Here is a 16,311-nt window from a genome sequence, read left to right as displayed (position 1 = left end):
TCCCGTTAATAACGGTAGATTGCCTAACTCGTCACCTGCAATCAAAAAATTACGGGTAAACTATCTTGGACAAACTCAGTTTCATCGGCGTTATTATCGGTTTTACGGCACTGATTGGCGGTAACTTTTTAGAAGGCGGTAGCTGGAAATCACTGATCAATGAATCGGCGGCATTAATTGTTATTGGTGGAACCCTTGGCGCTGCGATTTTACAGACACCTTGGCAAAGCCTAAAACGGGCGCTGTCGGTATTTGTCTGGGTATTTAAACCGCCGCAATATTATTTTCACGACGAAGTAAAAAAAATTGTCTATTGGGCAGCCACTGCACGTAAAGAGGGATTGTTAGGATTAGAGACCATAGCCGATCACGAAAAAGACATGTTCTCAAAAAAAGGTCTAATGCTATTGGCCGATGGTGCTCAATCTGAATCGATTCGTCAGGTGCTCGAAAACGATCTCATTCAAAAAGAACAACTCGATCTGCAAGCGGTGCAATTTTATGAAAGTATGGGTGGTTACTCGCCTACCATTGGTATTATTGGCGCCGTGATTGGTTTAATTCATGTTATGCAAAATTTAGCTGATCCGGAGTTATTAGGGCCTGGCATTGCCGTTGCTTTCGTAGCAACCATCTACGGTGTAGCCTTTGCTAATTTATTACTATTGCCGATTGCAAATAAGCTAAAGCAGTGTGTAGGTCATGAATCGCGCTTTAAAGAATTGATGATCGACGGTTTAATTGCAATTTCTGAAGGTGAGAACCCCAAATTTATTGAAATAAAACTCAATGGCTATATTAAATAATCGTATAGAAAACTCCAAATACACTGGAGTTTCTAGTGGTACGAGAATGTGTTTGTAGTTTTAAGAGTGACGGTGATTGATGTTTTGAAAAAATTGGAGATCGTATATTCAATTTTTGCTCTCTGATTAAATCAAGGATGGGTTACTCAGAGGTTTTTATAGTCTTAATCTGTATGGCGTCTCATGATTAAATCGCGTGCTAAAACCGAATTAAGTGTTAATCACGAGCGCTGGCTGGTTTCCTATGCCGATTTTATTACGCTACTCTTTGCCTTCTTTGTGGTGATGTATTCTATTTCTCAGGTTAATCAAGATAAATATCAACAGCTCAATCAGGTTTTACAGGCAATATTCAATCAGCCTGAAAAATCACTGAATCCTATTCAAGTCGGTGATCCGAGTGTATCCACGTCTGCGGCTCCCGTTAATTCAGAATACAACTCCTCGATTAGCTCCGATGCTCAAGATGATCCAGCGGTGCTTTCTAAATCGAATGTATTCACTAATGACGCCGACAAAAGTTATTGGGATGCTCTTGAGCAAAAACTTGAGGCGGAGATATTTGCGCAATTAGACAACGATTTAAAAAAAGCTTTGCGCGATTATTTAAATAGCGGCAACGTGAGTGTGCAAAATGGCAAGTTTTGGTATGACATAACCCTTAAAACACACGACTATTTTTTACCTTCTAGCGCAGAACCTAATTACGCTGCCGAAACTTTGCTCGACGAAATAGCCAAAGTGTTGGCTGTTTATAAAAATCCGATCTCTGTTGAAGGGCATACCGATAATTTAGCTATTAACTCCGATTTCTATCCCAGTCACTGGGAATTGTCTTCTGCACGGGCTGCTTCAGCCATTGAAATTATGGTTCAATCAGGAATCGATCAACAGCGTTTAACCGCCGTGGGCCACAGTTTCCAGCGTCCTGTTGTCGATTTTAGTAGTGAACAATCTTCCGTTGAAAATCCGAGAATTGTTATCAGAATCTCGAAGCGGATTATCGAAGAAGTTATCAATAGTGACAGAGAATTTAAACGTTATTATCAGCAAAGACAGCAAATTTTAACCGACAAAAATCTAAGTGCTAGAGAAAAGAATAATCGCTTAATCGAATTGGCCAAGCCGGTGGGAGATACGTCTTTGCAAACAATTCGCGACTCCATTGATATTCAGCACAAAACTGACGAAGGTATTAACAACAGCAATATTAACAACAGCGATATTAACAAAAATAATACTAACGTATTTCGTGCTAACTCTAGTTCTAACACGTCGTCTGAGGAGATTAACTCCGTGAACGATCTGAATATTATTCAATTGAACGATGGTAATATTCTAATCACCAATGAAGAGCCATCTAGCGAGATTACGCCACAACGCTAATCAGTCAAATTTAGTCCTAGAGGTCTTTTTCGAGAACGGTAGGAACCTCTGATAAACTCATCCCTGACTTAATCAGAGGACAGAAATTGACAATGCGATTTCCAATTTCTGCACAATTTCAATCACTTACCGCTCTTGAAATTGGCGACACATACTTGTGTCGCGAGAAACGTCGGTTAATCAGAGTTTCCCATAATAAATTCTGAGTTTCTGGCGATAGGAGTAATATTTTGATAATTTAATAACTCTCAGCTAACCGGAGAGTTATTAAATTAGCATTTTATGATGTTATTAATTTGGCTGAGTTTCTGCCGATAAAGAGTGTGAGTTCCGTTTTTGCTCGATGATTTTGTTTGTTTTATAAAATTTTTAGGAAAGAACAGCACTTAGTTAGGTATTTAACTTGCTTTATTCTGCGCAACTGCACCGAATAAAATTAAGGTGGCAATAGTTTGACGCTAAACAGATTAATAATATCGAGGTCGAGATGCTTGTTTGGAGTGTTGCAAATCAAAAGGGTGGTGTCGGTAAAACGACCACAACTATTGCGCTGGGTGGGCTAGCTGCACAAGCTGGGCTAAAAGTACTTATGTTGGACATTGATCCGCACGGCTCACTCACCAGTTATTGGGGTTTAAACGCTGATTACTGTACAGAATCTACCTATAACCTCTTTGAGCACCATAAAACCCTAGATAAAAATACGATTAATAAACTTATACATAAAACCAATCTCGAAAATTTATTTTTTATTCCTGCATCAACGGCTCTCGCAACCCTTGAGCGTCAAGCGATTGGTAAAGACGGTTTAGGTTTGGTTATTTCGAAAACCGTTAAAATTCTCGAACAAGGCTTCGATTTAATACTGATTGATAGCCCACCCATTTTGGGTGTGCTCATGATTAACGCACTGGCCGCCTGTGAACGATTAGTTATTCCCGTACAAACCGAGCATTTAGCCATTAAAGGTTTGGAAAGAATGGTGCATACCCTAGGTATGCTCAGCAAGTCGCGTAAAACGCCGTTGGAATACACCATTGTACCAACCATGTTTGATCGACGAACTCAAGCTTCTACCACCAGTTTAAGGCTGATTAAAAACCAATATCCCGATCATGCCTGGGCTGGCAAAATTTCGGTGGATACTCGTTTGCGTGATGCCAGCAAAGCAGGTGTAGCACCACACGTGTTTGATCCAAATGGCCGAGCGGTTTCAGCCTATCGCTCGCTATTAAAGTTTTTGTTAAAAGTACCTGACTCGCAACAGGACTCGACCGAGTATTTGGAGCAAAACGTTGGTTGAACCCCAAGAATTTGAGGGCTCGGAAAAAGCCTTAGACTCTTATTTTTCTCAACTGCTAGACAACGAAACAGCGGTTCAAGAAACGCATGACTGTGATTCAGACGCTAATAATAATGATCGAGAGTTACAGTCAGAAAAGCCGGAGTTATCAGTACATCAGAAGTCGCACTCTTCAGACCAAAATTCTTCAGAGCAGAATTCTTTAAAGCATGGTTCTTTAAAACAGAGCCCTTTAAAACAGAGCCCTTTAAAACAGGGTTCTTTAGAAGAAGGTTGCTCAGATAAAAATTCTTTAGATGCTTGTGCCAATACAACGCAGAATAAATCGTTCGAAAAAAATGATTCACAATTTTTTACGGCTCTTTTTTCTCAAATAATCGTCAACAGACTTCAAAGAAAAATACGATCGTTACAAAATTTTGATTTTGAATGTACTAGGCATTGCGCGCAGTTAGTAGAGCGTTTGGGTGAATTAGATAAAGATTTAAAATTTTATTACCGTAATCGTGAGCGTTCGCAGAGTGAAGAATCTTTTGATGCTACCACTGGCTCTGTTACTACTACTGGCTCTGTTACTACTACTGTTTGTCGTGATCCAGAACAGAAAGCTGAGTTAACCTTGCATTCCGACTTTTTCGTTGAGTTATCGCCTCATTCTAGTGTTAACAATTCCTCTTTAGTGGACGCTGGTGCTGCTCACGGTACTGATACTCACAACACATCTGATCACAACTCTTATACCAATAATTATTTAATAGAAACACCTAATAAAGAGCTTACAACGTCTTCGCTAAATTACGACTCTCAAACTGTTCCTAACGCTAACGAAGATTTCACTACTGAGCTTGAGTCTAGGAATAATACCCAAGAAAAATCACAATTGTTGGTTACAGATTCCAAATTATTACCCATCGATTACGCCGAACGTAATCAGAATTTACAAAGGTTATTAACCCAGTCTTTTTTGCAAACGCCAGTAAATACCGAAGCTTCAACATTAACGCAAACGTTACTACAGCAGAATGTTGCGACAGAAACAGAACAAGTAGTCGCTACAAAAGTAGAACCTGTTGTTGATGTTAACGTTGAGCAAAAAGTTGCTTTAAAAACAGCAACTCAAGAAAAGCTTGATCTTAAAACACAGGATAAAACCACATTGGCGGTTCGACAAGCCGAGATAATGCTTGCCAAATTGGGCGTAAATCTTAAAGAAACAACCAGTATTGCCGATCAATTAGGTATTAAGACCAAGACACGACCAGATATACGAGAATATTTTGAATGGGCCGAAAATGGGCGGCCTAAATGGGCTCAAAAGAAGTTCGATATTTTCTTATTTGAAGTCAATGGCGTAACTATGGCAGTGCCCTTGGTAACCCTCGGACAAATTTATAAAATAGGTAACAATTTAACGCCTATTTTTGGTCAAGCAAATTGGATGATGGGAATCATGCAAACCCAGACGGGTAGGGTGAAAACTATTGATACCTCATTGTTGTTAATGCCCGAGCGTTATAATTCAAGCTGTAAATCTCGATATCGATTTGTCATTACAATTGATCAAATTCCCTGGGGATTTGCCGTTGATAAAGTGGATCAACCTTTTCGTTTAGATCCGGCCTCGGTCAATTGGCGTTCGTTGCACGAACAACGACCTTGGTTCGCCGGTATGATTAAAGAAAAAATGTGCACTCTTATAGATATTCCAAATTTAGGTAAAAGGGTCTTAGATTCGGAGCGGAAATCCGTTCATTAATTATGTATGGCTAATATTGCAATAAGAATCTCTGATTAACTCATTCATGAATTCATCAGAGAACAGAACTTGAAAGCGCGACTTTCAATGTCTTCACCATTTCAATGACTTACCGTTCGTGAAATTGGTGATACGTACTGATGTCACCAGAAGCTCTGAGATAGTCAGAGTTTTCTATAGCAAAATGATAGATTTAATTATTTCAATATAAATGAGTAGAAATATAAGTTAACAGGAATATACGTTAACAAGAATCGATAAGTCGTTAGTCAATAAGAGCCTTATATACTCACTAGCTATTTTTAACCGCTTTAATGGTCGATAATTTAAATATCTACTATATTCAATGAATCAGAAATTTGAATGTGTTTGAACCTTAATAGGTATCAGGAAAATAAATCATGGCAAGTAATACCAACACAAAAGCGAAAGTTAACGAAGATCCAATTTTGCAATGGGTAACCTTCCGACTCGCTGGTGAAACCTATGGTGTTAATGTGATGCAGGTGCAAGAGGTGCTGCGTTATTCTGAAATCGCTGCTGTACCGGGCGCGCCTGGATACGTGATTGGAATTATAAATTTACGGGGCAATGTGGTGACGGTTATTGATACCCGTAATCGATTTAATTTAGAGCCCGGCGAAATTACCGATAACACCCGTATTGTCATCATAGAAGCAGATCAGCATGTCATTGGTATTCTGGTCGATAGCGTTGCCGAGGTTGTTTACCTACGACAATCCGAAATTGAAACTGCCCCTAATGTTGGCAATGAAGAAAGTGCTAAATTTATCCAAGGCGTTTGCCATAAAAACGATGAGCTTCTAATATTAATAGAATTGAATAAACTACTCACAGATCAAGAGTGGGCTGAACTTGAGGAAGTTTAATATTATGCGCTCAGGTTTTATGCCGCTGTAATATTAATTACAAATACCAATTAAGCCGCTCTTAGCTTATTCAATGATTGTTGTGTTAATCATTCTTTGAAAAAAGCATACGTTAAATCGTAAAGAGCGGCTCTTCTATGATTAATTCCTTTCTTATTATTCTTTCTCTGGTGTTGGGCATTGGCGCTGTTCTCTGTTTCAGTTTGTTGTTCGTTGTTTTTAGGCGTCTTCGAACGGTTTCACAACAGCATAAAGAACTCGCCAGTTTTGTAAAAAGAGAAATAACGGTCATCAACCAAGCTCAAGTTTCTATGGGTAAGGTGCTCGTTCATCTTGAGCAACACAGTAAGACCTTACAGCAGAAAGTAGCGCAACTTGAGGCAAGTCCTAATTTTTCACACAATGATTCGCCGAACCCTGAGCGGTACACCTCTGCTTCGGCAGTTCAAGAACCTAGGCCTGAGAGCAAATCAAAACCCGATAATAAGCCACAGCGCAATTTCTTTAATGAGGAGTTCGACGCACGGTATTTGAATTTTTCTGACGAATTTAGTTTTCAGCAACGCTTGCAATCGGGTTCTTATAACGAAGCCTTACACTTGTTAAAACAGGGTGTGAGTGCAGAAGAGGTAGCCGAACGTTGTGGATTATCGCGCTCCGAAGCCAATTTAATGCAGTTGGTTAATAGCGAATCGTCGGCGAATTAAAAAATCCCCCTAATTCGAGGGTACGAAATAGGGGTGTCAAGATGACAGCAGGATTAGATTTGCAAGATCTATAGAAAAGGAGAATTAAAACTTGTAGGTGTAATCCACAAAAATACGATTGTCGAAATCGTCGCCTTTTACACCATCTACGTTACCGGTCTTTTTGCCACGGTAATCGTGAATACGCCATTGAAAAGCCAAGCCCTTTAACCAATTGGGATTGTATTTAATAAAAATTTCTCGGTAATTTTCACTGCCTTCACCCAAAGATTTATCAACACTATTTTCAATGTCTTCGCCTTTGGAATAATTAAATGCAGTGCTTAAACCCGGAACCCATTTATGCCAGTCGTACTCAACACCTACAAGGTAAGCGGTTTCATTGCTGTTTGAAAAGTCTGGAAAAATAATTGAACGCGTTGGGAATGGGTTAGTACCATGGTCGCCGGAGTGGTTGTCTTCAATCCAAGTTTCGTCAAATTTACTGACCGCAGTGGTAAACTTCCAGTCGTGGTAATCCCAAATACCTTGAACATAGGCACCAAAGCCATTGTTGTTACTTGGTGAGCCTACTGCCGCTGCATCTTCATCATCAAGTTCGCCAGCTTCTGCACCTACCACAAATAAACTACCATCGTCGTCAGAAGTAAATACACCGGCTTTCGCGGTAAAACGTTGATCTTCACCTAGGGGCCAGTAGTAACTTGCACGTAAACCGGTTTTTTGTAAAAAATTAGCGGATTTTAAAATTTCCGCGTCAACCGTTAACGCGTCTTTTTTATAGGTCAGGCCGTTAATCCAAATATGATCAATCTCTGCGCCTAAATCGGTGGTGAATTTTTCAGAATCTTTATCGTGGCGGCGCGACCATTTGTTGTACCACTGGCTGTAAAGTGTGACATCGCCCAATTTATACGCAGCAGAAATACCTTGGTAGGTGTCTGGAATTGCACGCTGTCCAGAGCTGCTTTTTAATAAAGATTTAATGGGTTGATAACCCACTTTAGCGCTGAAATTTTTAAACGGTGTTAGCTCAACATACGCCTCACCAAACTTAGTGAAACGTTCTTCTTGATCGCCTGCGGGATTTACCGGTAATAAATCATTAGCCGCGGCTCCGCTCGTATAAACTTCTTCTACGTGATAAATAGACGTTACCAAGCGAATGCTGTCTGCAATTTTCCCGGTTTCGTATTTAAAACGTAAACCTAATACAGACTGCTCACGATCGGTTTGAGGAGCTTCTTTAAATTCGCGAGTGATGGTGGCAAAACGTGATTGCAGGCTCAAGTTTGCGTCTTTCACAAACGCATCTTGTAATTCACTGGCATTCGCTAAGGGTGTCGTTGCAGCAGTTGTCACGGCCAAAAATAATAAACTTTGGTGATGTCTTCTCATGGTCCAATTGCCTGTTATTGTTATGTTCGTATTTCACATGCTATTTCGATGTGGCGTACAATCGTTCATAATTAAATCAATTAGATGTAACGCTGGCGACACTGAGCGAGAAGCATACCAATGTGAAATTTTGGCTAAAGTTACGGAAATGTGTAGATTCGCCAAAGACTAGAGAATGAAAAATGGGTGGAAATCCACCGGTTTCGATAAAAGTGGGTGAATTTGGTATCTTTTAATCTTTGTTGTATTACCAAGTAAAAAGATATATTGATGATCGGCGATTACAGATGTGTTAGAACCTATAGGAACCTCTGATTAACTCATCCTTGATTTAATCAGAGGGAAGAAATTGAAAATGTGATTTCCAATTTCTTCACAATTTCAATCACTTACAGTTCTTGAAATTGGCGACACATCCTTGTGTCGCGAGAAACTCTAGGTTAATCAGAGTTTCCTATACAGACAAACGCCGATTTAATGCGTGTTTGTAGCTATTAGATAAGTCATAAAAAACATGCTGCGATGCAATAACGATAACATAGTGAGATTATGACGAAATTAGAAATTATATTTTCAATTTTTTGCTTTCGCGATATGGCGATAATAGACGTAAATGACAGTGTTTAATTTAATTTCCTATCAACGATTACGAAATCTTAGCGCCGTAACCTATGTGATGGGTTTTACCATTGTGTGTTTTTTTGGCTATTTTATAAGCGGAAAACAGCTTGATGAACAACTTCAACGTGAACGGGCTTTGGTTGAAGATACTTTAAGTTCATCGCTAACCTATTATCAGTTTGTTCCTTCTTTACTCAAACAGTCGGGATCAGTTTTATCGGTATTAATTAATCCTACCGAGGCAAATATTTCAGCAATCAACTTAGAATTTGAACGACTCAATAATGAGTTGGGGAGTGATGTTATCTATTTGCTCGACGATCAGGGAGTTACGGTCGCATCGAGTAATCATAAGCAGCCAGACAGTTTTGTTAGTGACGATTATTCTTTTCGTCCCTATTATCGTGAAGCTATAAATACCGGCGCCGGGCATTATTTGGCATTGGGTATACGTTCGGGTAAACGCGGATATTTTTTCTCTTCTTCGGTAACGCATAATGGAAAATCGATTGGGGTTATAGTCATTAAAATTTCGCTGAATCACATTGAGGAAATTTGGCAAAAATCGGGCATCGAATTTTTAGTGTTCGATCGCGATGGCATAGTCTTTTTCAGTTCTCGATCGGATTGGTTGTATAAATCGCTGCTTGACCACAGCGTTGAGAAATTACGCGCATTAAATGACACGCAACGTTACGGTCCGAACGAGCTAAAGGTGGTGGCAAAAACAACCTCTAACGATTTGAACACTGTTAACGAAATATTTTTAGGTTCCGGCGAGGTAAAAAAACATTGGCAAATTAATCAAACATTTATGCCAAACTGGGACTTAAATGTGGCCACGTTGGTACCCTTTGCCAATCGATATTTATCCATTGTGTGGTATTTATTTACTTATACGGTTTTATTTTTATTGTTACATATGTATTGGTTGTATTTGGATAAAAAGCGGGAATTGCGCGTTCATTTGCAAGATATGAATCGACGACTTGAAAACCAAGTGAATGAGCTGACGCAAGATTTACAGGTGCGCAACCAACAGCTGCAAGAATCTGCCATAGAACAAGAACACGCCCATAAAGCGCTGCAACAGGCCCAAGCAGAATTGGTGCAAACCGCTAAATTAGCCGTGTTAGGGGAGTTTTCCGCAGGTTTACATCACGAATTAACGCAACCGTTACAGGCGTTACGCAGTTACGCCAACAACAGTTTACGAATGATGGAACTGAAAAAAACCCGGCTTTTGGAAGAAACTTTGCGCGATATTGTTTCAGTAACCGATTCAATGGTAAAAATTGTTCAGCAGTTTCGAATCTTTGCCAGACGCTCACAGCCCGAATCGCGACCTTGTGGTCTATCAGAAATTATCTCTGCGGCATTAAGTATTGTGCGACCAGAACTTGAAAAAAAATCCGTTAAATTAATCAACCAAACTACCGATAGCTTGGTATTTTGCGAACCTGTTCTAATTGAGCAGGTTATTGTTAATCTAGTCAGCAATGCAGTACATGCCTTAAACGCTACCGAAAGCCCAAAAATTTCTTTAAGTAATTACGAATCAGACGGATACCTGTGGCTTGAGGTCTGCGATAATGGTCCGGGAGTAGATGCTAATATTTTAGAAAATCTGTTTGAGCCATTTTTTACTACCCGTGATAGCGGTCTGGGTTTAGGATTGGCAATTGCCAAAAGAATTGTTGAAAGTCAAGGCGGCAGCATAAAAGCTGACTTAATAGAGCAGGGTGGTTTAAGGTTGGTCATATCTTTGCCTATACATACCAAACAAAATCACTGATCACGCGAGTAATTTTACCGGAATGAATTTTTTTTCAAAAAAAGTTTTGTTGGTTGACGACGAACCACAGGTGTTAAAAGCATTATCTCAAACCCTTGAGCTTGAAGATTACGAAGTGCAAACCGCGGCTAATGGCAAGTTAGCCTTGGATTTGGTCGAGCCTGGGTTTGATGGTGTTGTTATCACCGATATCGATATGCCGTTAATGGACGGCCTACAGCTGTTGTCGGAAATATCGAAAATCGACAGCAATATTCCCGTTATTGTTTTAACCGGCAAGGGTAATGTTGCCATTGCCGTTGAAGCCATGCATTTAGGGGCTTACGATTTTTTGGAAAAACCTTTTTCCAGCGACGCCATGTTAACGCGACTTGATAGAGCGTTAGAAAAACGTCGTTTAACCCTAGAAAACCTAGAATTAAAGCGTGAATTAGAAACGCAACCTTCGGCAGGCATTCGAATTGTTGGCAATACGCCTGTCATGAAACGCCTGCGCGGTTTGCTTCATGACATTAAAGATTTGCCTGCCGATGTATTAATTGAGGGTGAAACGGGTTGTGGTAAAGAGTTAATTTCGCGCTATTTGCATTATCAAAGTGTTCGTCATGAAAAACCCTTTGTAGCCATTAATTGCGGGGCTTTACCGGAATCGATCATCGAGAGTGAATTATTCGGTCACGAAGCCGGTGCCTTTACCGATGCAAAAGGTAAACGCATTGGTAAATTTGAATACGCCAACGGTGGTACCGTTTTACTCGATGAAATCGAGAGTATGCCGCTGTCGTTGCAAATTAAATTACTGCGCGTATTAGAAGAGCGAGCTATTCAACCACTGGGCAGTAATAAACTCATTCCTGTTGATGTGCGGGTTGTAGGCGCAACAAAAACGGATTTAAAAGAATTAAGTGATAAAGGCGAATTTAGGGCCGATTTATATTATCGACTTAATGTGTTGCAGGTGCGTATTCCGCCGTTGCGCGATCGAATCGAAGATGTGTCGTTATTGTTTGAACATTTCACTCAGGTGGCGGGCAATAACTACAAGGTTGAGGTACCTTTACTGTCTGCCGAAAAACGTCAGTGGTTATTGCGCCACGACTGGCCGGGCGGTGTGCGCGAATTGCGTAATCTTGCAAATTGTTTTGTTTTATTGGGAGAGGCTAGAGCATTCGACGAATCCAGCCCGGAACGACCGCGAGCACCGTTAACGCTCGCCGAGCAAGTAAGTCGGTTTGAAGAAAGTATTATTCGCGATGAGTTAACGCGTTGTGAAGGCCGTTTAAAAGTTGTGCAAGATAATTTGGGTGTTGCCCGAAAAACCTTGTACGAAAAAATGCGCAAATACAATCTCGATAAAAGCCAATTTAAAGACGCCTAGACTAAAGTAGTGTTGCTTTTGTGCGGTAAATAGGCATTTCCAAACCTCGTTTTTATATTGATGATTACCACAATGTTAGGTTGGTAATCATCCCACCCATTGGTTAATTTAAATGGGTGGTTTTATCCCCTCTGCTTTTTTTTAAATTCCTTGTTTGATTTTTCAATTAAATATAAAAGTTATTAGAATTCAACAGGTTATATTAGAAAAAAGCATTGGCATTGCTCTTGCCATATAGAAACCGCAGGCGAATCGCACAAGATTTTCCCACAATTAACCCAAAAGTCTCGGCGACAGAATTTTTAAGCCGTTCTGATAATAAAAACGTGCTCGTCTATAAAAGCAATAATGCATTTAGAGCACATAAATGAAAGAGAGTCGATGTTATGACAGCACAAGCTGAATCAAATACCTCGTCGGAGAGCGTTACAACACCAACTACCCCCATGTCAAAGTTGCGATTATTCAGTATTGTCGCCGGGCCTTTGGTATGTTTAATCTTAACGTTTATTCCTGCACCAGAAGGTTTATCTCCGGGCGCTTGGAAATTGGTTGCGCTCACTACTTGGATGGTAATCTGGTGGATGACCGAGGCCGCCCCTGTTCCTGTAACGGCGTTATTGCCCATAGTATTTATGCCGATATTAGGAATTGGCGATCAAAAAACCGTCGCAGCCAGCTACAGCAATCCATTAATTTATTTATTTTTGGGCGGGTTTTTAATTGCCGCCGCCATGCAGCGTTGGGGACTTCATAAGCGCATTGCATTGACGGTGGTAAAATTTGCGGGTACTTCGGGCAGCAGCATTATTGCAGGTTTTATGTTGTCCACCGCATTTTTATCGATGTGGATCTCCAACACAGCAACAACCTTAATGATGTTTACCGTAGGTATTTCATTAATTGATTTCATTGCTTCAAAAGGCAAAGACCCTGCGCAGGTACGTCGCTTTGGTATCGCCTTAATGTTAGGCATCGCTTACAGCGCGTCAATTGGTGGAGTTGCAACGCTTATTGGTACACCGCCAAACACCTTGCTTGCGAGCTTTTTGCAAGATAGTTACGGCGTAAGTATCGATTTTGCAACTTGGATGATGATGGGTGTTCCTGTTGCCGTAATTTTATTACCGATTGTTTGGTTTATTTTGTGTAAATTGGTTTTCCCTGTTGGTCATCTCGATTTAGAAGGTGCCGATCAACTGGTGGTTAACGAATTAAACGCAATGGGCAAAATCGGTCGTGGTGAATTAATCGTCTTAATTGTGTTTGGTTTTACCGTGGTTGCTTGGATCTTCCGTAAATTTATCATTAGCCTTACTGGGCTGAATATAAGCGACACATCAATTGCATTATTTGCGGCAAGTATTTTGTTTGTGATTCCTGCATCTATTGAACGCAATCAATTCACGGTTGACTGGGATGCCGCCAAAGGTGTGCCTTGGGGCGTGTTGTTATTGTTCGGTGGTGGTTTAGCACTGGCGGCAGCGTTTAAGAGCACCGGCCTTGCAATGTCTATTGGTGAATTTGTGGGTTCACTCGATTCGTTAGAAATTTCGATGATTATTTTGGTAACCATTATCACTATCGTATTCCTAACCGAAATTACCTCTAACACCGCAACCACGGCAACCTTCTTACCGATTCTTGGTGCGGTTTCTGTCGGCCTAGGATACAGCCCATTAGCATTGGCAATTCCTGCTGCGTTGGCAGCATCAATGGCATTTATGATGCCGGTTGCTACTCCGCCAAATGCTATTGTTTTCTCCTACGAAGGTTTGCGTATTAAAGACATGATGAAAGCAGGTCTTTGGATAAACCTAGTCAGTATCTTCATTATTTATATTGCGATTATTACTCTTGCACCCACCATCTTCGGAATCGACCTGTAATTCCATCGATTCAAAAAATACAAGCACCTTGTTCCGGCTGTTCATCAGCCGGTTTTTTTATTCTAAAAACCCCGTTTAGCGGGGTTTCCTTTTTTTAAAGATTAATACATTAATCCAAATAAATAGGGTTGTATTCAGTGTTATCGTCATTAAACACTCCATCTTTTTTGATGGTGATTTTATGACCTTTAAAGGTTGTTAAACTAAATCCTGGAAAATCTTCATTCACTGTTGTGGCTTCTTGCTGTAATAACGCAATTGCTACTTGTTCGCCAGCGTACAAACCTTGAATGCCATCTTGACGATAATGAACACCTGCACCGTCACGACCGAGTGCAATATTATTGGCCAATTTGTTAATTTCACCGCCAAACGTAACACCTTCAGAAAACTGACTGGAAACATCATTTAGCGTTAAACCGTCGGCAGATTGCATGATTCGAGGGAACAGAAAATCTTCATTAAACAAGGCTTTTAATACGGTTGCACACGCACCTGAATAGCAGGCATGGCCAGCTGGGAATGAAGGGTGGGTTGGTGAACCTTCGGGGAAAGCTTGAGGGCAGAAATAAGTGCCGTTTTGGTTGAACAGTATTGAAAGCACATTTGAATTTAAAATGTCGTCGTGCAATTCGTAATTGGCTTGCCCAGTAACATGAAAATGCACACGACCTGCGTAAGCTTCTGGTCTTAAAAAGCGATTCACTCTCCATTTATGGAACCATGCGGTTGCTAAACCTAAATTGCCAGCACGAGCGACCAAATCCAAAATAAATGGAGCACCAAAGGTTGTAAAGCCTTGTTGATTAAAAATTGTATTACCGTAGGGAAATCCAGAGTCAAGGGCATCTTGACCAAACTGCATCATAATTAAAGCCGCTTGAATATAGGCCGAGAAGGTAATATCACGATGCACGTATTCAGCCATCGAGCGAGCGTTATAAATGAATTTTTTCTGAGTTTCAAACGTTGCGGTTTCGTTCACGCGGCCACGTTGTACCGCGAGCCAATTGCCTTCGGTTAACATAAAGTCAACATTGGCCGTGCCTACTTCATAGCGTTGCTCCACATCCACAGAACCGTAGCTAAAGGGTAGCAACAATAATTGGCTAACGTACGGACCTTTTAAATCACCAGCAGTTTCACCACGGAATAAATTACCCACGGTAACGGGTTTTTGACTAGGCCGTGCGGTGAAACTATTCAAATCATTAACCGCGCTTTGAACAATAGGCCGATTCCCATAATCCATAAACGGCACATCACGTAATACGGCTTGCCAGTACACCTCACCCATTTCAACCGCAATTTCAGGGCTTCTAAAGGCGTGAGCCGAATTAATTCGAGTGGCGTGACTATCACGACCGGCTAAAATGTATTTAAATGCTGCCTGCGGCGACGTTAAGGGTCTTGCATCCGTTGCTAACACAATTGCGTTAAAGTCTTCTTGCGCACCGGTTTGCATGGCTAACTGCAATTTTTTAAACTCGCCCGGATTTACTTCCCCTAAAGAATTACACGGCAACGACTTGCTGTAACTGGCGTAATAACGCTGATCTTTGTATCGCGCTTCGTCATCGTTATCTAACTGTGGACCTAAACTTAAAGTGAAATTAGATTCTCTTTCTGCGGCATTAACGCGAATAGCTAACGCATCCATACGACGGCTGCCAGATTCTGTAGATGCGTCAAAATCGTCCACATAAAAATCATCTGCATGAGCTGAACTAACACCGCCAATAGTGCCCGCGACTCCAGCGGCGGCAACCGCGGAAGTACTTATTTTTAAAAAATCACGACGAGAAGTAGAATTGCTGTTTATATTCGATAATTCTTCTGACATCAGAAAGCTCCATGTTATTTACATCGAAAATTACAAAAAAATAAAAAGGAATTTAGTCACCCAACGAAAAATTTGGCCGTAGATTAACTGTGGTTAAATAATAATCTGCTATGGTGTCTCTGATTAACCTATTTCATAATTTAATCAGAGGGAAAGAATTAACGCTGCGACTTCCAATTGTTTTCACAAATTCAATCATTTGCCGTTCTTGAAATTGACGGTACATCCTTGTGTACTTAGAAACTCTAGACTAATTAGAATTTCCTATACTCACGCATCTCCCTTCTATTTTTAAGCGATTTTAATTAACCTTATTTAATTGCAGGCTCAAATAAATTCCGTGTTGGTAAAAGAAGAAACGAGTTAAATGAAGGTGCGTTGACAAGTAATGTTAAAAAAATAATATCGAGTCAAAAATGATGTGCGCGTCACAATTGAGTGGCTTAGACAGAATTGTAATTGTATAGGAAACTCTGATTAACCTAGAGTTTCTCGCGACACAAGGATGTGTCGCCAATTTCAAGAACGGTAAGTGATTG

The 16,311-nt window shown here is 40.5% G+C and carries 11 protein-coding genes; 9 read left to right on the top strand and 2 right to left on the bottom strand.

The window, feature by feature from the left end:
* The first annotated feature begins 65 nt into the window (after window positions 1-65).
* The 6 genes from ACYQ2C_RS13520 (at window position 66) to ACYQ2C_RS13495 (ending at window position 6,848) form a co-directional block, all read left to right on the top strand.
* Complete coding sequence (locus tag ACYQ2C_RS13520; RefSeq protein WP_460050549.1) at window positions 66-806, top strand: flagellar motor protein; 741 nt, start codon at window positions 66-68, stop codon at window positions 804-806.
* 183 nt (window positions 807-989) lie between these two features.
* Window positions 990-2,192 carry a flagellar motor protein MotB gene (locus ACYQ2C_RS13515; RefSeq protein ID WP_460103467.1) on the top strand — a complete coding sequence of 401 codons (1,203 nt, stop codon included), beginning with the start codon at window positions 990-992 and terminating at the stop codon, window positions 2,190-2,192.
* Between the two features lie 487 nt (window positions 2,193-2,679).
* On the top strand, window positions 2,680-3,495 hold the full coding sequence (locus ACYQ2C_RS13510) for a ParA family protein (RefSeq protein ID WP_460103464.1): 816 nt from the start codon (window positions 2,680-2,682) through the stop codon (window positions 3,493-3,495).
* Entirely contained in the window at window positions 3,488-5,251 is a 1,764-nt protein-coding gene (locus tag ACYQ2C_RS13505) for a chemotaxis protein CheW (RefSeq protein WP_460103462.1), read from the top strand. The genes ACYQ2C_RS13510 and ACYQ2C_RS13505 overlap by 8 nt, the downstream gene beginning before the upstream one ends.
* 401 nt (window positions 5,252-5,652) lie before the next feature.
* On the top strand, window positions 5,653-6,141 hold the full coding sequence (locus ACYQ2C_RS13500; RefSeq protein ID WP_460050556.1) for a chemotaxis protein CheW: 489 nt from the start codon (window positions 5,653-5,655) through the stop codon (window positions 6,139-6,141).
* Between the two features lie 137 nt (window positions 6,142-6,278).
* Window positions 6,279-6,848 carry a DUF2802 domain-containing protein gene (locus ACYQ2C_RS13495; protein WP_460103459.1) on the top strand — a complete coding sequence of 190 codons (570 nt, stop codon included), beginning with the start codon at window positions 6,279-6,281 and terminating at the stop codon, window positions 6,846-6,848.
* Between the two features lie 84 nt (window positions 6,849-6,932).
* Here the strand turns inward: ACYQ2C_RS13495 and ACYQ2C_RS13490 are convergent, their stop codons facing one another.
* Window positions 6,933-8,246 (bottom strand): OprD family outer membrane porin, encoded by a 1,314-nt coding sequence (locus ACYQ2C_RS13490; protein ID WP_460050560.1) that lies wholly within the window; start codon window positions 8,244-8,246, stop codon window positions 6,933-6,935.
* Between the two features lie 613 nt (window positions 8,247-8,859).
* Between ACYQ2C_RS13490 and ACYQ2C_RS13485 the strand changes: the two genes are divergently transcribed.
* From ACYQ2C_RS13485 to ACYQ2C_RS13475, 3 genes are all read left to right on the top strand, one after another.
* Window positions 8,860-10,662, top strand: a complete 1,803-nt coding sequence (locus ACYQ2C_RS13485; protein ID WP_460103455.1) for a sensor histidine kinase — start codon at window positions 8,860-8,862, stop codon at window positions 10,660-10,662.
* Window positions 10,663-10,684: 22 nt separating this feature from the next.
* A complete protein-coding gene (locus tag ACYQ2C_RS13480) occupies window positions 10,685-12,040 on the top strand; it encodes a sigma-54-dependent transcriptional regulator (RefSeq protein ID WP_460103452.1) in 1,356 nt (451 codons plus the stop codon).
* Window positions 12,041-12,426: 386 nt separating this feature from the next.
* Window positions 12,427-13,929, top strand: a complete 1,503-nt coding sequence (locus ACYQ2C_RS13475; RefSeq protein WP_460103449.1) for an SLC13 family permease — start codon at window positions 12,427-12,429, stop codon at window positions 13,927-13,929.
* Between the two features lie 109 nt (window positions 13,930-14,038).
* On the opposite strand, the gene ACYQ2C_RS13470 is transcribed toward ACYQ2C_RS13475, so the two are convergent.
* Window positions 14,039-15,772: a vanadium-dependent haloperoxidase gene (locus tag ACYQ2C_RS13470; protein WP_460103446.1), complete on the bottom strand. Its 1,734-nt coding sequence runs from the start codon at window positions 15,770-15,772 to the stop codon at window positions 14,039-14,041.
* Between the last annotated feature and the right edge of the window lie 539 nt (window positions 15,773-16,311).

The sequence above is a fragment of the Sessilibacter sp. MAH3 genome (assembly GCF_054658275.1).
The sequence above is the reverse complement of the archived record's forward strand: the minus strand, read 5'-3'. Positions and strand labels throughout refer to the sequence as shown.